At 68.2% G+C, this 20297-nt stretch carries 18 protein-coding genes; 7 read left to right on the top strand and 11 right to left on the bottom strand.

The features are described 5' to 3' along the window. Positions 1–58: 58 nt before the first annotated feature. The 6 genes from U858_RS0105665 to U858_RS0105690 form a co-directional block, all read right to left on the bottom strand. On the bottom strand, positions 59–1099 hold the full coding sequence (locus tag U858_RS0105665; RefSeq protein WP_025136215.1) for a glycosyltransferase family 1 protein: 1041 nt from the start codon (positions 1097–1099) through the stop codon (positions 59–61). Positions 1100–1215: 116 nt separating this feature from the next. Beyond that, a complete protein-coding gene (locus tag U858_RS0105670) occupies positions 1216–1452 on the bottom strand; it encodes a DUF1289 domain-containing protein (RefSeq protein ID WP_025136216.1) in 237 nt (78 codons plus the stop codon). A gap of 71 nt (positions 1453–1523) precedes the next feature. Continuing rightward, the gene (locus U858_RS0105675) at positions 1524–2411 is read right to left on the bottom strand and encodes an alpha/beta fold hydrolase (protein WP_025136217.1); all 888 of its coding nucleotides are present in this window, start codon (positions 2409–2411) and stop codon (positions 1524–1526) included. Positions 2412–2423: 12 nt separating this feature from the next. Further along, entirely contained in the window at positions 2424–3077 is a 654-nt protein-coding gene (gene leuD / locus U858_RS0105680; RefSeq protein ID WP_025136218.1) for a 3-isopropylmalate dehydratase small subunit, read from the bottom strand. Further along, a complete protein-coding gene (leuC, locus tag U858_RS0105685) occupies positions 3074–4495 on the bottom strand; it encodes a 3-isopropylmalate dehydratase large subunit (RefSeq protein ID WP_025136219.1) in 1422 nt (473 codons plus the stop codon). The genes leuD and leuC overlap by 4 nt, the downstream gene beginning before the upstream one ends. Positions 4496–4556: 61 nt before the next feature. After that, complete coding sequence (locus U858_RS0105690) at positions 4557–5555, bottom strand: tripartite tricarboxylate transporter substrate binding protein (protein WP_025136220.1); 999 nt, start codon at positions 5553–5555, stop codon at positions 4557–4559. Between the two features lie 132 nt (positions 5556–5687). Between U858_RS0105690 and U858_RS0105695 the strand changes: the two genes are divergently transcribed. Beyond that, positions 5688–6611 (top strand): LysR family transcriptional regulator, encoded by a 924-nt coding sequence (locus U858_RS0105695; RefSeq protein WP_025136221.1) that lies wholly within the window; start codon positions 5688–5690, stop codon positions 6609–6611. A gap of 27 nt (positions 6612–6638) precedes the next feature. Here the strand turns inward: U858_RS0105695 and U858_RS0105700 are convergent, their stop codons facing one another. Genes U858_RS0105700 through U858_RS0105710 form a run of 3 tightly spaced genes read right to left on the bottom strand, consistent with a single transcriptional unit; the run spans position 6639 to position 9036 of the window. Next, on the bottom strand, positions 6639–7268 hold the full coding sequence (locus U858_RS0105700; protein ID WP_025136222.1) for a flavin reductase family protein: 630 nt from the start codon (positions 7266–7268) through the stop codon (positions 6639–6641). Between the two features lies 1 nt (position 7269). Then, entirely contained in the window at positions 7270–8031 is a 762-nt protein-coding gene (locus U858_RS0105705) for a GntR family transcriptional regulator (RefSeq protein ID WP_025136223.1), read from the bottom strand. A gap of 54 nt (positions 8032–8085) precedes the next feature. Beyond that, positions 8086–9036 (bottom strand): polysaccharide deacetylase family protein, encoded by a 951-nt coding sequence (locus U858_RS0105710; protein ID WP_025136224.1) that lies wholly within the window; start codon positions 9034–9036, stop codon positions 8086–8088. Positions 9037–9266: 230 nt separating this feature from the next. On the opposite strand from U858_RS0105710, the gene U858_RS0105715 reads away from it, so the two are divergent. Genes U858_RS0105715 through U858_RS0105725 form a run of 3 tightly spaced genes read left to right on the top strand, consistent with a single transcriptional unit; the run spans position 9267 to position 13860 of the window. Continuing rightward, a complete protein-coding gene (locus U858_RS0105715) occupies positions 9267–10457 on the top strand; it encodes an ABC transporter substrate-binding protein (protein ID WP_025136225.1) in 1191 nt (396 codons plus the stop codon). Positions 10458–10492: 35 nt separating this feature from the next. Next, complete coding sequence (locus U858_RS0105720) at positions 10493–11371, top strand: branched-chain amino acid ABC transporter permease (RefSeq protein WP_025136226.1); 879 nt, start codon at positions 10493–10495, stop codon at positions 11369–11371. Continuing rightward, complete coding sequence (locus U858_RS0105725; RefSeq protein ID WP_025136227.1) at positions 11371–13860, top strand: branched-chain amino acid ABC transporter ATP-binding protein/permease; 2490 nt, start codon at positions 11371–11373, stop codon at positions 13858–13860. Before U858_RS0105720 ends, U858_RS0105725 begins: the two co-directional genes overlap by 1 nt. A 120-nt stretch (positions 13861–13980) precedes the next feature. Here U858_RS0105725 and U858_RS0105730 read toward each other — a convergent pair whose 3' ends face one another. Beyond that, positions 13981–14991 (bottom strand): Lrp/AsnC family transcriptional regulator, encoded by a 1011-nt coding sequence (locus tag U858_RS0105730; protein ID WP_025136228.1) that lies wholly within the window; start codon positions 14989–14991, stop codon positions 13981–13983. Between the two features lie 77 nt (positions 14992–15068). Here U858_RS0105730 and U858_RS0105735 point away from each other — a divergent pair, with 77 nt between their 5' ends. Next, positions 15069–16373, top strand: coding sequence for an MFS transporter (locus tag U858_RS0105735; RefSeq protein ID WP_025136229.1), 1305 nt, complete (start codon positions 15069–15071; stop codon positions 16371–16373). A gap of 76 nt (positions 16374–16449) precedes the next feature. After that, entirely contained in the window at positions 16450–17877 is a 1428-nt protein-coding gene (locus U858_RS0105740) for an amidase (protein WP_025136230.1), read from the top strand. Between the two features lie 76 nt (positions 17878–17953). Here the strand turns inward: U858_RS0105740 and metK are convergent, their stop codons facing one another. Next, complete coding sequence (gene metK / locus U858_RS0105745; protein ID WP_025136231.1) at positions 17954–19117, bottom strand: methionine adenosyltransferase; 1164 nt, start codon at positions 19115–19117, stop codon at positions 17954–17956. Between the two features lie 205 nt (positions 19118–19322). Between metK and U858_RS0105750 the strand changes: the two genes are divergently transcribed. Continuing rightward, the gene (locus U858_RS0105750; RefSeq protein ID WP_369797638.1) at positions 19323–20261 is read left to right on the top strand and encodes a lysophospholipid acyltransferase family protein; all 939 of its coding nucleotides are present in this window, start codon (positions 19323–19325) and stop codon (positions 20259–20261) included. Positions 20262–20297: the final 36 nt, after the last annotated feature.

A 20297-nucleotide genomic window follows, 5' to 3' on the forward strand; every position in this document is an offset into this window, starting at 1 on the left:
GGGAAACGCCCGGCGCGCCAAATTCCTCAGACGCCGGGGACCCGCCTGCGGCAACCGATCAGCCCGCTTGGGCCAGGCGCCGGTCGATCTCGGCGCCGGGGGTCAGCGGCACCAGCGAGGCCAGGAGGTCCGAGGCGACCGAATCCCAGCTGCGCGTCAGGGCATGTTCGCGCACCGCGTGGCGGTCCAGCGGCAACGCGGCGCGGCAGGCGTGGGCCAGATCGTCGTCCAGGATGCCGGTGACGCCCTGCGCCACCACCGCCAGCGGCGCTTCGCTGCGAAAGGCCGCCACCGGCGTGCCGCAGGCCATGGCTTCCAGCATCACCAGGCCAAAGGTGTCGGTCAAGCTGGGAAACACGAACACGTCGGCCGCGCCGTAGAACGCCGGCAGGGCGTCGTCTTTCTGCATGCCCAGGAACACAGCCTGCGGAAAGCGCTTCTTCAGGCGCGCCTCGTCCGGTCCGGCCCCGACCACGACCTTGCTGCCTGGCAGGTCCAGCGACAGGAAGGCGTCCAGGTTCTTTTCCCGCGCCACCCGGCCGACCGATAGAAAAACGGGACGGGGCAGGTCCTGGAACGCCTGACCGGCGGTGGGCTGGAATTTGCGCGGGTCTACCCCGCGCGACCAGACCCGCAGGTTGGCCAGCCCGCGCCGCACCAGGATGTCGCGCACGGTGGGGGTGGGTACCAGCACGCACTGCGAGGGCCGGTGGAACCAGCGCAGATAACGCCACGGCAACGCGGCGGGTATACCCATGCGCGCCTGCAGGTAGTCCGGAAACATGGTGTGGAACGAGGTGGTGAAGCGCCAGCCGCGCGACAGCGCCATGCGCCGCGCCGCCAGGCCCAGCGGGCCTTCGGTGGCGATGTGCAGAGCGTCGGGGATGGTGTCGCCCAGAATGCGGCGCAGTTGCCGGCCGGGCTGCAGGCACAGCCGCAGGTCGGGCTCGGACGGAGCCGGAATGGTCCGGCTGCCCTGCGGGTTCACCACGATCAGTTCGTGGCCCCATTCACTCAGGATCTGCTGCATGGTCGTCCAGGTGCGGACGACGCCATTGACTTGCGGATGCCAGGCATCCGTGACCAGGACGATGCGCATGATGGGGCCGGAAGTGGGCAATACCGCGATTTAGCCCGCGGCATGTGACACGCCCAAGACGGCCGCGGCCGGCTGCCCGTTGCCGGCCATCCGTTTGCCGGATGGCCGCCCCTGCCCTAGTTGTTGCGGCGGGGGTAGCCCTGGGCCTTGATGCGGATCCAGACCTCGCGCTTTTCCTCGTCCGTCATGAAGACCCAATTGGCCACTTCCATGGCCGTGCGCCCGCAGCCCCGGCAGATGTCGTCGAACAGCGTGGAACATACGGCGACGCAGGGGGAATCGGTGGCCCGGAAAGCGCGCTGGGCGTCTTCGGGGTCGGGCAATTGGGTCAGATCGGCAAAGGAACGATTCATGGGCCGAAGGTTAACACCAGGGTTGTGTCCCTTTTTTTATAGCCCTATTGTCTGGCGTGGCTTGGTTGACATCACCGCCAGCCGAAGAAATCGGCCACTTCGCGCAGCAGCGCGTCGGGGGTTTCCTCGGCCAGGTAGTGCGCGCCGGGCAAGGCGCTGCCCGAGACCTCGTCGGCCACCGCGCGCCACAGGCCCAGCACGTCGAAATTGCGGCCCACCGCGCCACGCTCGCCCCACAGCACCCGCAGCGGCAGGCGCAGGCGTTCCCCGGCCGCGCGCCCCTGCCGGTCATGGTCGAGATCCAGCGTGGCGGACGCCCGGTAGTCTTCGCAGATGCCGGTAGCCCAGCCCGGCAGCCTGGCCGTGCGTTCATATTCGGCCATGGCTTCGGCCGAAAAATGCGCCAGGCCGCCAGGCCGTCCGCCCATGACCGAACGCAGGTAGAAGACCGGATCGCGCTCGATCATGGTCTCGGGCATGGGCGCGGGCTGGATCAGCCAGAACCAGTGGTAGTAGGCCTGGGCGAACGCGCGGGTGGTGTTTTCGTACATATCGAGCGTGGGCGCGATATCCAGCAGCATCATGCGCCCCACGGCCGCCGCGTGGTCCAGCGCCAGGCGGTGGGCAACGCGCGCGCCGCGGTCGTGCGCCAGCACGTCGAAATGCGTGTGGCCCAGGGCGCGCATCAACGCCACCATGTCGGTGGCCATCTCGCGCTTGGAATGCGCGGCATGGTCGGGCGAAGCCGCGGGTTTGTCGCTGTCGCCGTAGCCGCGCAGGTCGGCCGCCACGCAGGTGTGATGGCGGGTCAGCTCGGGCCAGACCCGGTGCCAGATGGCGTGGGTCTGCGGATGGCCGTGAAGCAGCAGCAGGGGCGGACCCGCGCCGTCCACCCGGGCGGCGATGTGGATGCCGTTGACCTCGTGTCGTTGCACGGGAAGATCGAAGAATGCGGTCATTGCGGTTTGCGCCTATTCGTTGTCCAGCCGGTCGCGCACACGGCGCGCCACGTCTTTCATCCACGGATGCCGGGCCCAGTGGCCGGCCTCGAACTGTTCCACGTCCGGCAACTGCTGCAGCGATGCGCCGACCATGTCCTGCCCTTGCGAGAACATGCGGCGATGCCGCGTCGGCAGGTCGAACGTGGCCGTCCAGCCGTCGGCGGCGCGCACGGTGCCTGCCAGCGCGTCGATCTCGACGCGGTTGCCTGCCGTATTGGACACCGGGTCGGACACGCGCGCCAGCAGCGCGTCGACCTGGGCCGGCGGCAGGCTGACCAGCAGCAGGCCGTTGTTGAGCGCATTGAAGTAGAAGATCTCGCCGAAGCTGGCGGCAATCACGGCGCGGATGCCGAACTGCATCAGGCCCCAGACCGCGTGTTCGCGGCTGGAGCCACAGCCGAAGTTGGGCCCGGCCACCAGGATCGATGCGCCCGCGTAGGCGGGCTGGTTCAGCACGAAGTCCGGGCGCGGTGCGCCGTCGGCATCGAAGCGCAGGTCGTACAAGAGGCCTTGATCCAGCCCCGCCTTGTCGATGATGCGCAGGAACTGCTTGGGCATGATCTGGTCGGTGTCCAGATTGGAATACGGCAAGGGCGCGGCAACGCCCTGGATGGTCTGGTTCATCGTGTTTGCTCCAGGTCACGCACGTCGACGATGCGGCCGGCCAGCGCGGCGGCGGCGGCCATGGCCGGGCTCATCAGGTGGGTGCGGCCCGCCCTGCCCTGGCGGCCTTCGAAATTGCGGTTGGTGGTGGATGCGCAGCGCTCGCCGGGCCGCAGCACATCGTCGTTCATGGCCAGGCACATCGAACAGCCCGGCTGGCGCCATTCGAAGCCGGCCGCGATCAGCGCGGCGGCCACGCCTTCGGCCTCGGCCTGGGCGCGCACCGCGCCCGACCCCGGCACCACCATGGCCCGCACGCCGGCCGCCACGTGGCGGCCGCGCACCACGTCAGCCACCACGCGCAGATCTTCGATGCGACCATTGGTGCACGAGCCGATGAACACGCGGTCGATCGGCACGCCGGCAATGGGCGCGCCCGGCTGCAGGCCGATGTAATCCACGGCCTTTTCCAGGGCCAGGCGCGCCAGTGCGTCGGGTTCAGCCTGCGGATCGGGCACGGTGCCGGTGACCGGCATGGCCTGGTCGGGGCTGGTGCCCCAGGTGACGAACGGCGCGATCGACGCGGCATCGAACACGTGTTCGACGTCGAAGATGGCGTCGGCATCGCTATGCAGGGTGGCCCAATAGGCCCGCGCCTGCGCCAGTTCGGTGCCATGCAGTTGCGGCGCGTGTGCGGTCACGTAGGCATCGGTGGTGGCGTCCGGTGCGATCAGCGCGGCACGTGCGCCGGCTTCGACCGTCATGTTGCACAGGGTCATGCGGGCCTCGGCCGACAGGGCGTCGATGGCGCTGCCGCAGAATTCCACGGCATGGCCGCGCGCGCCCTGGGCGCCGATGCGGTGCACGACGTAGATCACCAGGTCCTTGGCGGATACGCCTGCGGGCAGGCGGCCATCGACACGGATGCGCAGGTTGCGCGCCACGCGATACACCAGCGTCTGCGTCGCCAGGATGTGCTCGACTTCCGACGTGCCGATGCCAAAGCCCAGTGCGCCCAGCGCGCCGTAGGTGGTGGTGTGGCTGTCGCCGCACAGCACCACCATGCCGGGCAGGATCATGCCGTGCTCAGGCGCGATCACGTGCTCGATGCCTTGCAGCGGGTCGGTGGTGTCGAACAGGGCAATGCCCTGCTCGTCGCAATTGCGCTTCAGGTTGCGGGCCTGGCGCGACGACGCTTCATCGGGAATCACACGCAGCGCGGCAGGCACCGGATGGGTGGGGATGATGTGATCCACCACCGCCATCTGCTGCCCGGGCCGCAGTACCTGGCGGCCGCGCGCGGCCAGGCCGCTGAAGGCTTGCGGGCTGGTGTATTCGTTCATGATGTGCAGATCCACGTACAGCAGGATGTGCTCGTCGTCGATGCGGGCCACTTCGTGGCTGGCCACCAGTTTGTCGTATAGCGTCATGCCGGGCATGTCGGGGCTTCCTTGCAGAAAAACGCGCCCGCGCGGGGCGCGATGAAACGAATGCGGAACGTCAGTTGTTGGCCTCGATGCCGGCGTCCTTGACGATGCCGGCCCAGCGCGTCATTTCGGTGGCGACCATGGCGTCGGTCTGGGCCGGGGTGGAGATCAGCGGGTCGAAGCCCTCGCGGCCCATGCGTTCGGCCAGCGCGGGCGATTGCAGCGCCTGGGCCAGTTTGGCGTTGAGCGTATCCACGGCAGCCTGCGGCGTACCCGCGGGCGCGCTGATCACGAACCAGGTGTTGAAGGCATAGCCGGGCAGGCCCGACTCGGCGATGGTGGGCACGTCGGGCAACAGCGGCGAACGCGTCGTGCCGGTCACGCCCAGCGCCTTGAGCTTCTTGCCATCGACCTGCGGCTTGGCCGCCGACAGCACCGGAAAGCTCATCTGCACCTGGCCGCTGATGGTGTCCACCATGGCCGGACCGCCGCCCTTGTAGGGCACGTGCAGGATCTGCGTGCCCGAGACCGACTTGAACAGTTCCGCGGCCATGTGGAAGGTGCTGCCGGTACCGGCCGAGCCAAAGCTCAGCTCATTGGCGGGGCGCGCGCGGATGTAGTCCAGCAGCGCCTGCACGTTGTCCACCGGCAGCGACGGCGACACGGTCAGCACGTGCTGCGAGGTGCCCACGGTGCCCACCGAACGCAGGTCGCGTGCGGTGTCGAAGGGCATGGTCTTGAACAGCGCCGGGTTGATCGCCAGCGACATGGTGTTGATGGCCAGCGTATAGCCGTTGGGCTCGGCGCGCGCCACGGCCGCCATGCCGATATTGCCGGACGCGCCGGCACGGTTCTCGACGATGACGCTCTGGCCCAGGGCCTTGCCCCAGGCGTCGGAGATCAGGCGCGCAGCAATGTCGACGCTGCCGCCCGGGGCGAACGGCACGACCAGCGTGATGGGCCGCTGCGGGAAGGCGTCGGCTGCCATGGCCGGCGCGATCCAACAGGACGCGGCAATCGTGGCCGCGGCAGCAAGGGACAGGGCGCGCAAGGCGGTGGGGGGGTTCTTCATGGATCGGGTCTCCTCTTGGTTGGCCGCGTCGGGCGGCTCTGCGTATCGGTGAACTCAGTGTATAAGCCGGTTCCATTCTTATAATTAATGACTAAACTAAATCTTTATTAAATTAGATTTATAAATAAGCCCATGGACGCGCTCTCGGATCTGGCGTTTTTCTCGCTGCTGGTCAGGCACGGCAACCTGTCGGCCGCCGCGCGCGAACTGGGCCTGACGCCGCCCGCCGTCAGTACGCGCCTGGCCAAGCTGGAACAGCGGCTGGGCGTGCGCCTGCTCAATCGCAGCACGCGGCGCGTCAGCGTCACCCAGGAAGGCGAGCTGTACCTGGCCGAAGGCGGCCGCATCCTGGCCGACCTGCAAGCGCTGGAACGATCGGTTTCCAGCAGCCGCGCGCAGCCTCAGGGCCTGTTGCGGCTGAACGCCACGTTCGGCTTCGGCCGCGCCCACGTCGCGCCGGCCGTGTCCGACTTTGCGCGGCAGTACCCCGACGTCGAGGTGCAGCTACGCCTGACCGACCGGCCCTTGAACCTGATCGAAGAAGGTTTTGACGTGGCCGTGCGCTTCGGCGACCTGCCCGACGCCCGGCTGACCGCGCGCAAGATCGCGTCGAACCGGCGCCTGCTGTGCGCCTCGCCCCATTACCTGGACACGTATGGCGAACCCCGCGCGCCGGGCGAGCTGCAACGCCACCGCTGCATCGTGGTGCGCGAGAACGACGTGGCCTATGGCACCTGGCGGCTGGAAGCCGGCCAGCGCGCGGAAACCGTGAAGGTGCGCGGGCCGGTCAGTTCCAACGACGGCCAGAGCGCGCTGGAATGGGCGCTGGACGGCCACGGCATCGTGATGCGGTCGGAATGGGAAACGGCGGCCTACCTGCGCGCCGGCCGACTGCGGCAGGTGCTGCCCGAATGGTCCACGCCGCCGGCCGATATCCACGTGCTGTACCCGGAACGCCTGAACCTGCCGGCCAAGACGCTGGCGTTCGTGGACTTCCTGGCGCAGCGCTTTGCCCGGCACCTGCGCGCGCCCGGATCGCAAGCCGCGGTCTGGTGACGCCGCTGGCGGCGCCGGGAAAAATCACTAGATCTCGTCGATGGCCGTGCTGGCCGGCGCGTCGCCGCTGCCGATGGCGTAGCGGTCGCGCGTGGTGACGTAGAAGCTGGCGCCAAAGCGGCCCACCGGAAAATAGTCTTGCAGGCGCACGCGCCAGGTGTCGGTGTCGATCAGGCCGTCGCGTGCGTGCAGCCAGCGCACCTGGCCGATGAAGATCTGGCGGCTGGCGGTTTCCAGGGTTTCGAACAAGGTGCATTCGAACGCCACGGGCGCTTGCACGATGCGCGGCGGCGCGACCTTCCGGCTGGGCGCGGCATCCAGGCCGGCGTGGGCCAGCTCGCTGACGTCGGCCGGCAGGCGGTCGCCGCAGCGGTGCATTTTCTCGGCCATGGCTTCGTCGGTCAGGTGCACCACGAATTCGCCGGTGCGTGCGATGTTGCGCGCCGTGTCCTTCAGGTTGCCGTCTTCCAGGCGGTTGATGCTGACCATGACGATGGGCGGGTCCTCGCCCAGCATATTGAACATGCTGAAGGGCGCGGCGTTGACCACGCCGGTTTCCGACAAGGTCGTGATCAGCGCGATGGGCCGCGGCACGATCAGGCTCGCCATGAGCTTGTAGCGCTGGTATTCGGTGATTGAATCGAAGTCGATGTCCATGTCAGGCCAGTCCCAGCATCTGGGCAAGGGTTTGAGCGGGTTGCGGACGTTCCAGGCTGATGCGCCGTTCCAGGTCCGCCAGGTGGTTGTCGTTGATCTTCACGGCCTCGGCCACCTGCCCGCGTTCGAGCAGGTCGACGATCAGCACGTGCTCGCCGTGTTCGCAGGCGGCGTTGCCCGGCGGTTCGTACAGCGCCACGATGAGCGAGCAACGCGACACCAGTTCGGCCAGGTAACCGTGCAGGATGGCGTTGCCCGACAGCTCGCCCAGCCGCACGTGAAAGGCGCTGGCCTGTCGCGCCCAGGCCGGCTGGCCGGCGCGATGCAGCAGCGCATGCTCGTCGCGCAGCTGCTTGCGCAGCGAGGCGTAGTCGGCCTTGGTGGCGCGGGCGGCGGCCAGCGGCAGCAACGCGGCCTCAAGCGCGCGCCGCGCCTGGAAGATCTGGCGGGTGTCTTCGGGCGTGGGCTCGGCCACCACGGCGCCGCGGTTGTGGTGCAGGTCGACCACGTGTTCGTGCGCCAGGCGCTGCAAGGCCTTGCGCGCCACCGAGCGCGACACGCCGAAGATCTCGCACAGCGCGGCTTCTGGCAGCTTGGTGCCGGGCGTCAGGCGCTGGCTCATCACGCTTTCGTAGACGGCCTCGCAGATGCGGCGTTCCTGGTCGGCGTCAGGCGCAGCATCGTCGAGGGCGGGTGCGACGACAGCGGCGCGGCGCTTGGCGGCCGGCGTGGAACGGGGTTTGGCGGGGCTGCGGGTAGGCATGGCGGAGCTCGGTATTGGCAAGAAGGTCGCAGGGAAAAAGATCAGCGGGTGGGGTCAGGCCGTGGGCGTCAAGCTATCCATATGGCGGCAGATATCGCCAGGCGTAGCGAACCAGATTTCGCCCCGGTCGCGCGCGGCAGCCAGCGGCGCCAGCGCCCGGCGCAGGTGCCGCAGCCGATAGGGCTGGCCCACGATATACGGATGCAGCGCAATGCCCATGACCAGCGGCTGGCGCTGCGCCTGCATCCGCATTTCCTCGAACTGGTCAAGAATCATATCGGCAAAGTCGCGGGCGTCCATCTTGCGGCCCATGATCATGGGGATGTCGTTCAGCTCCTGCGGATATGGAATCGCCCACAGGTCGCCCGCGCGGGTGCGCATGCGCACCGGCTGGTCGTCATGGCACCAGTTCAAGGTGTAGCGGTAGCCCGTTTCAGCCAACAGGTCGGGCGTGGCGTGGCTTTCGGAAATCCAGGGCGACAGCCAGCCGGTGGGCGCACGGCCAGCGTGCTGGCCAATGCGGTCGCGGCAGTGTTCGAGCAACGCGCGTTCGTCGGGTTCGGACAGGCCGCCCTGGCGGTGGGCGTTGCTGTAGCCGTGTCCGATCAGTTCATCACCCCGCGCCAGGCAGGCGTCGACGAGTTCGGGGCAGTGTTCATACAGCGCCGTGTTGATCAGCACGCCGGCGGGCAATGCCAATTCGTCGAACAGTTCCAGGCAGCGCCACGCCCCCACCCGATTGCCGTACTCGCGCCAGGCGAAATTGAGCACGTCGGGATGCGGCGAGGCCGGCCCCAGCTCGGCCCCCAGGCCCTCGCCGAAGGCGAAGTGCTCGATATTGAAGCCCAGGTACACCGCCAGGCGCGCGCCGTTGGGCCAGGCGTAGTCCGCCCGGCCGGTAATGGCCTGGTACGGGAAGCGGCCATGGCTGGCGAGCGGCGCAGGGGCCCAGGGCGCGGGCGCGTCGCGCCCCGGATTGGTGCTTGAGAGCGGGGATGGATTCATTTTGGTGCAAATCCTGATGCGTGATTGTGAACAAAAATCCTGATGTTTTGGGAACAAAATTTTGGTTAAGGCGCGACAAACGGTCTGACAAACCGTCCACATCCCCCAGGAACCAAGCCTTGCGCGACAGCTGCGGCGCAGGGCCGGCCAGGTGGCATGGATCTTGCATAGGGAACCGGAGCAGCACTTGAACCCATGCAAGATCCGTTCCACTTTTCCAGGAGTGCCCGATGACCCCGACCCGCCGTTCCTTCCTGCTTCGCACCGCCAGCGCCGCCCTGTTCGCGGCTGGCCTGGCCATGCAACCGGCGCTGGCCGCCGACCCGATCAAGATCGGCCTGATCACCGCGCTGTCGGGCGAATCGGCCCGAGCCGGCGAAGCGTTGACGCGCGGCATGACCATCGCGATTGACGAGATCAACGCCAGTGGCGGCCTGCTGGGCGGACGCCAGGTGGTGCTGGTGCGGCGCGACGACGAAGGCAACCCGGCCAAGGGCATGGCCGCCGCGCGCGAGCTGATCTACAAGGAAAAGGTCACCGTGCTGTTCGGCGGGCTGGACACGCCGGTATCGATGGCAATCGTGCCCATCGTCAACCAGGAGAAAGTGCCGTTCATGGGCCCGTGGGCCGCCGGCACCGCGATCACGCAGAACAAGGGCAATCCCAACTTTGTCTTCCGCGTGTCGGCCATGGACGAGATCGTCGACAGCGCCATGGTGCAGTACGCGCAAAAGGCGTTCCAGAGCGCCAAGCCGGGCATGATCCTGGTCAACAACCCCTGGGGTGAATCGAACGAAAAGGGCCTGAACGCGGCGCTGGCCGCCGCCAGGATCGCGCCGGCTGGCGTCGAGAAATTCCAGCCCGCGGACCTGGACATCACGCCCCAGCTCAGCCGCCTGAAGGCGGCCGGGGCCGACACGCTGTTCCTGGTGGGCAACGTGGGCCCGTCGGCGCAGGTGGTCAAGTCGCTGGACCGCATGGGCTGGAAGGTGCCGGTGGTGTCGCACTGGGGTCCCGCGGGCGGGCGCTTCACCGAGCTGGCTGGTCCCAATGCCAAGAACGTGCACTTCGTGCAGACCTACAGCTTCTTCGGCAAGCAAAGCCCCGTCGGCGAAAAGGTGATGCAGGCGCTCAAGGCCAAGTATTCCGACATCAAGGGCCCGCAGGACATCACGCCGGCCGTGGGCGTGGCCAACGCCTATGACGGCATGCGGCTGGCGGCGCTGGCCATTGCCCAGGCCGGTTCCACCGACGGCGACGCGGTGCGCCAGGGCTTCTACAAGATCGGCAAGTACGAAGGCCTGATCAAGACCTACGAGCAGCCTTTCACGCCGGCCTCGCACGATGCGCTGCGCGAGAACGACTACGTGTGGACCCACTTCGTGGACAACCGCATCCTGCCGGTCGCTGGCGCGCAGTAAGCGCGCACCGCCACCATCGCCAACGGGAGACACGCATGTTGTGGATGTCCGCCATCGTCAGCGGCCTGGGCCTGGGAAGCATGTATGGGCTGATGGCCCTGGGCTTTTACCTGACCTACGCCGTATCGGGCACGGTCAATTTCGCGCAGGGCAGTTCGATGATGCTGGGCGCCGTGCTGACCTACACCTTCGCGCAGACGCTGGGTTGGCCGCTGGCGGCCGCCTTGCCGCCGGCGCTGGCGCTGTGCGCGCTGTACGGCTTGGTAGTCGAGCGGCTGGCGGTGCGGCCATTCGCCAGCCGCGGCTCCAACGCCTGGCTCATGTCCACGGTGGCGCTGGGCATCGTGCTCGACAACGTCGTGATGTTCACCTTCGGCAAAGAGCCGCGCAGCCTGCCGTCGCCCTTGGCGCAAGCGCCGCTGGAGATCGGCGGGCTGGGCCTGGGCGTGTATCCGCTGCAATTGCTGATTCCGCTGATCGGGCTGGCGCTGGCCGCCGCGTTGCATACGCTGTCGCGCCGCACCCGCTGGGGCGTGGCGCTGCTGGCGGTGGTGCAGAACCCCAATGCCGCGCGCCTGATGGGCATCCCCGTGCGCCACGCCATCATGGCGGCCTTTGCCGTGTCGACGCTGTTTGCCGGCATTGCAGGCGCGCTGGTCGCGCCACTGTTCAACGTGCAGGCCGACATGGGCACGCTGTTCGGCCTGAAAGCCTTCGTGGTAGCCATCCTGGGCGGCATCACCAGCGCCTGGGGCGTGATGCTGGCGGGGCTGCTGTTCGGCGTGGTCGAAGCGCTGATCACCGTGACGCTGGGTTCCGGGTACACGCAGATCATCAGCTTCGCGCTGGTCATCGTGATGCTGGCCTCTCGCCCCGACGGGCTGTTCGGCCGCGCTGCCGCAAGGAAAGTCTGATGGACAAACGCATTGCATCCTTTCCGCTGGCGCTGGCGGGCTACGCGCTACTGGCCGTTGCCAGCCTGGCGCTGGCCGCCTGCGTCAACGGCTATTACGTCTTCGTGCTGGGCAACGTGGCGCTGCTGGCGCTGGCAGGCATCGGCCTGAACGTGCTGCTGGGGCTGACCGGGCAGATGTCGTTCGGCCACGCGGCGTTCTATGCGATTGGCGCCTACGTGGTGGCGATCTTGACCGGGCAGGCAGGCTGGAGCTTCTGGCTGGCCTGGCCGGTGGCGGCGCTGGTGGCCGGCGCGTTCGGCCTGCTGCTGGCGGTGCCGGCGCTGCGCGTCAAAGGCCCCTACCTGGCGATGATCACCATCGCCTTCGGCTTCATCGTGGAACACGCGCTGATCGAAGGCGGTGACGTGACCGGCGGGCAGAACGGTTTGATGGGCATCGTGCAGCCTTCGCTGGGCAGCCTGGGCGGCGACCGCGGCGTGGCCATGCTGGCCATCGTTGCCGTGTTCGTCGTGCTGGCGGGCTATGCGCGGCTGGCGCGCGGCGCCTGGGGCGCGGCGATGCGGGCGGTCAAGGACAGCGAGACCGCCAGCGAATCGATCGGCATCAATCCGCTGGTCGTCAAGGCGGTGGCGTTCATGGTGTCCGCGGCGGTGGTGGGCCTGGCCGGCGGGCTGTATGCGTCGCAAGCCGGCATGATCACGCCGCACAACTTCAATTTCATGCAGTCCATCCTGTTCGTGCTGGCGGTGACCATCGGCGGCGCCGGCTCGCTGGCCGGGCCGCTCTTGGGCGCCCTGGTGGTGGGCCTGTTGCCCGAAGTGCTGGCGGGCCTGGAGGAATACCGGCTGCTGTTCTTCGGCGCCTTCCTGCTGGTGGTGCTGTGGGCCGCGCCCGACGGTGCGGCCGGGCTGCTCGGACGTTGGCGGCAGCGCCGCGCGGCGCCGCGGCTGGCGCCCCGCCAAGGAGGCATCACGGCCAGTGGCAGGCCACGCCGTGCCCTGCAGGCCCAAGGGCTGACCATGACCTTCGGCGGCGTGCGCGCGGTGCAGGACGTGTCATTCAACGTCGCCCCCGCCGCCGTCACCGCGCTGATCGGGCCGAACGGCGCCGGCAAGTCCACCGTCATCAACATGCTCAGCGGTTACTACACGCCAACCGCCGGCACGGTGGCCCTGGGCCAGGATCCCCTGGCCGCGCTGCCCGCCTACCGCGTGGCGCGCAGCGGCATTGCGCGTACCTACCAGACCTCGCAGCTGTTCGACACGCTTAGCGTCGAAGACAACGTGGCGCTGGGCTTGTTGCGCGGCCGCCTTGGCGGACTGCTGACGCAGCGGCGCTACCTGGCCGCCGACGCGCGCGAACGGGCGCGCGCCCTGCTCGCATTTTGCGGCTACGAAGGCGCGCTGGACACGCCCGCCGCCGACCTGCCACACGTGGACAGGCGGCTGGTGGAGATTGCGCGCGCGCTCGCCACGGATGCCGACGTACTGCTGATGGATGAACCCGCGGCCGGCCTGTCGCGCGAAGACAAGGCCCGCCTGGCCGGACTGCTGCGGCGCATCGCCGAGGCCGGCGCAGGCGTGCTGCTGGTCGAACACGACATGGCGCTCGTCATGGGCGTGTCGGACCATATCGTCGCCATCGACGCCGGCCGCGAACTGGCGCAAGGGACGCCCACCCAGATCCAGCAATCCGACGCGGTGCGGCAAGCCTACCTGGGCGACGACGCCGCGCGGCGCGCACCCGCCGCACGCCCCCCCTCGGCGGGCGCCGGCATCGCCCCCGAGGTGTTGGGGGTAGGCAGCCTGACCACCGGCTACGGCGCCAACCCCGTGCTGCATGGCATCGACCTGCAGGTACGCGAAGGCGAAATGGTGGCACTGCTGGGCGCCAACGGCGCGGGCAAATCCACGTTGATGCGCACGCTGGCGGGTCTGCACCGGCCGGCGCAAGGCGGCATGCACCTGCAGGGCCAGGAACTCAATGGGCTGACGGCGGACCGCATCGTGGCGCGAGGACTGGTGCTGGTGCCCGAAGGCCGCCAGGTGTTTCCCGACCTGAGCGTGCTGGACAACATCCGGCTGGGCGCCTTCCTGCATCCGGCTGACCGCGACGCGCGGGTAGAAGAGATGCTGACGCGCTTTCCGCGGCTGCGCGAGCGGCTGCACCAGCGTGCCGGCCTGTTATCCGGCGGCGAACAGCAGATGCTGGCCATTGCGCGCGGACTGATGTCCAAGCCCATCATCCTGCTGCTGGACGAACCGTCGTTAGGGCTGGCGCCGAAGATCATTGACGAGCTGTTCGAAGCGCTGGACCGGCTACGCGCCGAATCCATGACGATCCTGCTGGTGGACCAGATGGCCGCGCTGGCGCTGTCCCTGGCCGACCGCGCCTACGTGCTGGAATCTGGCCGCGTGGCGGCGCAGGGCACGGCGCAAGAGATCGCGGCCGATGGCGCGTTGGCCCGCGCCTACCTGGGCGCGTAGCGACGCGGGCGCTGTCGGGCCGGCTCGGGACGAATCGGGTCTGCCCGAGTCAGTTCATGTCTGCTCGGGTCGGCTCGGACGCCCTGCCCGCCAGCCGGCCCGCGTTTCCCTGCAGGCCGATCAGGCGTTTTCGCCGCTCAGCCGCGCGCCTTCGCGCACGATGCCGCAACGCTTGTAGGCGCGCATCACCACACCCACTTCGCTGGCCAGCACGCCGTCCAGCTCGCCCAACCGGCGCGTGACCACATCCCACAGGTGCAGGCTGTCACGGCACAGCACGTGCCAGAACAATTGCGATGCGCCGCTGGTGCCGAACAGGCATCGCGTGTTCGGATCCAGCGCCAGGTGCGCGGCCAGCGCGTCGACCGCCTGCGGCCGCACCTGCACCGAAATCACCGCCTCCACCGGAAAGCCCACCAGGGCAGGCTCAACCTCGACCCGAAAGCTCAACGCGCGCCGGTCCACCAGGTGTTGCAGCAGGCGATGCGCGGTGGGCTCGCTGACGTCGGCGTGCCCGGCCAGTTCCGCCAGGCTGGCGCGACCGTCGCGCATCAGATGGGCGACGATGCGTTGCTCGGCGTCCGTCAGTGCAGACGGCGGTGCCAACAACGGTTCCTGCGCGTCTTGCGGCGCCTCGGCATCGGCCTGGATGCGCCATTGGCCCGCCCGCCGGAACGGCCGCAGCACCAACCGGGCCTCGACGTGCTCGACCCCGTCAATCGACGGCAGCACGCGCGTCACGACGTCGGGCATGTCCGCCGCGTCTTCCAGCGTCAATTCCGCCATCAGGTCCGCAGTGCCGGCCAGCGTCACCACCAGTTGAGTGATGCCCAACCGCGCCAGCGCCTCGGCCACGTCCGGCACGCGGCCCGACCGGCAGCGCACCCAGGCATGCAGCACCACGCCGCGGCCGGTGGCCAGCGGGTCGGCTTCGGCGATGACGCGCAGGGCGTCGGCGTCCATCAGCCGCTTGATGCGCCGCGCCACGGTGCGCTCGGCGATGCCGGTGGCCGCGCCCAGCTCGCGCCAGGACGCGCGCGGGTCCGCCTGCAAGGCAATCAGGCAGGCCAGATCGGTGTCATCGAGCGCCGGCATTAGGGACTTACCCTTACTTGACGTGACCATATTCATTAATCTAACGTTCGCGCATTGATAAAAACACAAAATTAAACGGTCAAATTGACCAAAAATAAATACCCGAGGATCTTATGAGCACCCCATCCGCAACCCTGCGCGCCACGCAAGGGGCAAGCGCCGCGCCCGTGTCGCGGGCCCGCACGATTCTGGCCGGAAGTGTAGGCAATGCCGTCGAATGGTTCGATTGGACCATCTATGCGTCGTTCGCCATCTTCTTTTCCAGCCAGTTCTTCCCTGAAGGCAACGAAACCGCCGCCCTGCTCTACACCTTCGGCATCTTCGCCGTCGGCTTTTTCATGCGTCCGGTGGGCGGCTGGGTGCTGGGCATCTTTTCCGACCGCTACGGCCGCAAGGCCGCGCTGGGCCTGACGATCCTGATGATGGCGGGCGGTTCCCTGATCATCGCCGTCACCCCCACCTATGCCGCCATCGGCCTGGCCGCGCCCCTGCTGCTGACCGCGGCGCGCCTGCTGCAAGGCCTGTCGCTGGGCGGAGAGTATGCCTCGGCCACGACCTTTTTGGCGGAAATGGCGCCGCCCGAAAAGCGCGGTTTCTATTCCAGCTTCGTCTTCTTCAGCGCCGCGGTGGGCATCCTGGCCGCCTCGGCCGTGGGCTGGATCCTGACGTCGACGCTGACCAAGGCTGACATGGCCGCCTGGGGCTGGCGCATTCCGTTCGCCCTGGGCGCGCTGGGCGGCCTGGCCGGCATGTGGATCCGACGCTCGATTCCCGAAACCGAAGCGTTCTCGCACGCCAAGAAAGCCGGCGTCGAAAAGCAGCCGCTGCGCACCCTGCTGCGCGACCACCCGCGCGAAGTGCTGCGCATCGTCGGCTTTTCCATCCTGACGACCTTCGCGTTCTACATCTTCGTGGCCTACGTGCCTACCTACGCCATCCGCCAGGTCAAGGCCGACCCGCAGGTCGCGTTCGCCGCCAACACCATCGCGCTGATCGTGTTCATGCTGGTGCAGCCGGTGTTCGGCATGCTGTCCGACCGCATCGGCCGCAAGCCGCAGCTGATCTTCTTTGCCGCCGGCTACCTGATCTTCTTCTACCCGCTGATGAGCACGCTGGGCCCGTCGTTCGGCTCGATCCTGGCCGTGGAACTGTTCGGCCTGGTGCTGTATGCCATGTACACGTCGATCGCCCCGGCCATCATGTCCGAGCAGTTCCCGACCAGCGTGCGCGCCGTCGGCATCGGCGCGCCGTACAACCTGGTCGTCGCGCTGCTGGGCGGCACCACGCCCTACCTGCTGACCTGGCTGCAAAGCAAGGGCATGGAGCGTTGGTTCTTCTATTACGTGCTGGCGGGCGCCGTCATCACGCTGATCACCTTCATCCGCATGCCTGAAACCCGGGGCCAATCGCTGAAGTAACGCGCCTCTTGCAGCATCCCATGCCACGCTTTCCGGCCCCGACGGGCCGGAAGGCTTTTTCATTTTCGTGAGAGCCATGCCAGACCAAGACACCGCCCTGCATTTCCGAGAAGCCCGCGAACTCGCCCGTGCCATCCGCGATGGCGAACTGACGTCGCGGCAGGTCACCACCCACTTCCTGGACCGCATCGAACGTGCGCCGCAGCTCGCTGCCTACAGCGAAGTCACCGCCGAACGCGCGCTGGCCCAGGCCGACGCCGCCGACCGCCTGCAAGCCGCGGGCATCTCGATGGGCCCTCTGCACGGCGTACCCGTGGCGGTGAAAGACAGCGTGCAATGGGCAGGCACCACGATCAGCGGGGGCTCGCAGACCCGCCGCGGCGTGGTCAGCGAAGAAAGCGCGGCTGCTGCGCGCGGGCTGGCCGCGCAGGGCATACCCATCCTGGGCAAGACCCGCATGACCGAATTCGCGTTTGGCCTGTCCGGCCAGAACCCTACGCAGGGCACCGCCCGCAACCCCTGGGATGCCCGCGAAGCGCGCGCGCCGGGCGGCTCGTCCAGCGGCGCCGGCGTGGCCGTTGGTGCCGGCCTGGCGCCGTTGGCGTTGGGTGGCGACACGGGCGGCTCCGTGCGCGCCCCCGCGGCGCTCAACGGCGTCGTCGGCTACAAACCCTCTTCGGGCGTCATCAGCCGCGCCGGATGCCTGCCGCTGTCGGACACCCTGGATGTGCTGGGCCCCATCGCCCGCAGCGTGGCGGACGCACGCCTGTTGACGCAGTTGCTGGCCGGTCCGGACATCGATGATGCCGCGACACTGGCGCTGGCGCCCGACTGCATCACGGCCCTGCGCCGCCCCGCCGCGCGTCGGCGTACGGCGGTAGCGGTATTGGCCCCGCAAGCCTGGCCGACCCCGTTGACCGACGAAGGCCTGCGCATCTGGCACGACGCCCAGGAAAGCCTGGATCAGGCCGGCTGCACGCCCGAAACCTGGCATCCGCCCGCCACGTTGTCGTTTGCCCGCATGGCGGACGACAATTCGCTTGTGCTCGCCTACGAGGCCTATCGCTACTACGGTGCGCTGGCCGAAGACCCCGCCCAGCCCCTGTGGGACGTGGTGCGCGCCCGCATCGCTGCCGGTGGTCGCATCACCCAGGCCGAGTACGAGGCGGCCCTGCAACGCCGCCAGGCCGACATGGCCGCGTTCGCCGCCGCCATGCAGGGGCTGGACGCCCTGCTGATGCCCGCCTGCGACCAGGCCGCGCAACCGCTGGACGCGGCCGACGTCCGCCACACCGGCCTGGGAAAACTGTTGCGCCCGGCCAACTTCCTGGGCGCGGCGGCCATCGCCCTGCCGGCCGGTTTTGACGCCGACGGCATGCCGCTGGCCGTGCAGCTGCTCGCCCCCGCGGGCGGCGATGCCGCAATGCTGGACTGCGCCGCGGCCATCGAACGGGTGCTGGCGCCCGTGCCCCGCACCCCCGACCTCTCGGCATGGGGCCTGTAGCCCCAAGCAGTCGTCCAAAGAAAACGCCCCTGCAAGTGCTTTGCAGGGGCGTTTTCTTTTGCTGGAAGCAGGCGGTTTACAGCGCCTTCTTCAGTTCCTGGACCTTGTCCGTGGCTTCCCACGAGAATTCCGGCTCGGAACGGCCAAAGTGGCCGTAGGCGGCGGTCTTGGTGTAGATCGGGCGCAGCAGGTCCAGCATGTTGACGATGCCCTTCGGACGCAGGTCGAAGTGCTCGCGCACCAGCTTGGCGATCTGGTCGTCGGGGATGACGCCGGTGCCTTCGGTGTAGACGGTGATATTGATAGGCTCGGCCACGCCGATGGCGTAGCTGACCTGCACCTGGCACTGGCGCGCCAGGCCGGCGGCCACGATATTCTTGGCCACGTAGCGGGCGGCGTAGGCAGCCGAGCGGTCGACCTTGGACGGATCCTTGCCCGAGAACGCGCCACCGCCGTGCGGGCATGCGCCGCCGTAGGTGTCGACGATGATCTTGCGGCCGGTCAGGCCGCAATCGCCTTGCGGGCCGCCGATGACGAAGCGGCCGGTCGGGTTGACCAGGAACTTGGTCTGGGGCGTGATCAGGCCGTCGGGGAAGCTGGGCTTGATGATGTCTTCGATGACGGCTTCGCGGATGGTTTCCTGCGTGACGTCGGGCGCGTGCTGGGTCGACAGCACCACGGTGTCGACTTCAGCCGGACGGCCGTCGATGTAGCGGAAGGTCACTTGCGACTTGGCGTCCGGGCGCAACCACGGCAGGCGGCCGTCCTTGCGCAGTTCGCTCTGGCGCTGCACCAGGCGGTGCGCGTACCAGATCGGGGCCGGCATCAGGTCGGGGGTTTCGTCGCAGGCGTAGCCGAACATCAGGCCTTGGTCGCCCGCGCCCTGGTTCAGGTAGTCTTCCGAGCTGCGGTCCACGCCCTGGGCGATGTCCGGCGACTGCTTGTCGTAGGCGACCAGCACCGCGCAACCCTTGTAGTCGATACCGTATTCGGTGTTGTCGTAGCCGATGCGGCGGATCGTGTCGCGTGCGACCTGGATGTAGTCGACGTTGGCGGTGGTGGTGATTTCACCGGCCAGCACGACCAGACCCGTGTTGCACAGGGTTTCGGCGGCAACGCGGGCGTTGGGGTCCTGCGTGAAGATGGCGTCCAGAATCGCGTCGGAAATCTGGTCGGCTACCTTGTCGGGATGCCCTTCGGAAACCGATTCGGAAGTAAAGAGAAAGTCGTTGTTGGCCACAGATGCGTCCTTTCGTGTCCGGTACAGCCGGAACATAGGTTCACGAGGCGCGTAGCACCCCGGACTGCATTGACATACGCTGATCTGGGCGCGACGCTTTAGCGGATTTGGCAAGAGACGCGCAATGCGCTGGACCCCTGCCGTCGCCCCGCAAGTTGTCGGTTAACTCGGCGACCTGCCGATTTTAAGCGAAAATGCGTTACTTATGCTTGTGCCGCCATTGGGGTCTTTCCCCCGAGCACCGGCATCACCATGCCCGATCTCAGCCATTTGCCGCATGCTGCTAGCCCTGTTTCGCCTGTTTGCTTCCTTGCCCCTGCCCGTCGCGCACGCGCTGGGGCGCCTGCTTGGCCGCGTGGCCTATGCGTTTCCCGGCAAGTACCGGCGCCGCCTGCAGGCCAATGCGGCCCAGGCGGGCTACCCCGGCGCGGCATTTGCCCGCCAGGCGGCGGGCGAAGCCGGCGCCATGATCCTGGAAATGCCCCGGGTCTGGTTCCGCAATGAGCAAAGCCTGGCCCAGGTGGTGTCGGACGACAACGCCGTCGTGGACGCCGCCCGCGCCGAAAACCGCGGCATCCTGTTCCTGACCCCGCACCTGGGCTGCTTCGAGATCACCGCCCGCTACCTGGCCCGCCAGATGCCCATGACCGTGATGTTCCGCCCGCCGCGCAAGGACATCCTGGCACCGCTGCTGGAAACCGCGCGCAACAGCTCGGCGGTCAATGCCGTACCGGCCACCATGCAAGGTGTGCGCGAATTCGTGCGCGCCCTGCGCCGAGGTGAATCGGTCGGCATGCTGCCCGACCAGGCCCCCGGCGTCGGCGACGGCGTCTGGGCCCCGTTCTTCGGGCGCATGGCCTACACGATGACCCTGCCGGGCAAGCTGGCCAGCCAGACCGGCGTGCCGATCATCCTGACCGCCGGCGAACGCCTGCCCGGCGGCCGCGGCTGGCGCATCCATTACGTTCGCGTGCCGGAACCCCTGCCCGCCGACCCCCAGGCCCAGGCCGCGCTGCTGAACGCCGCCATGGAAACGCTGATCCGCCGCTGCCCGCGACAATACCTCTGGAGCTACAACCGCTATAAGACCCCGCGCGGCGCGCCACCCGCGCCCGCCGACGGCGCCGCGGCCGAGCCCGGCTGACGCCCGGTCCGCGCCCCTGCTCCGCCCCGGTCTTAT

The organism is Achromobacter sp. DH1f (genome assembly GCF_000633435.1).
Taxonomy (GTDB): Bacteria; Pseudomonadota; Gammaproteobacteria; order Burkholderiales; family Burkholderiaceae_B; genus Achromobacter; species Achromobacter deleyi.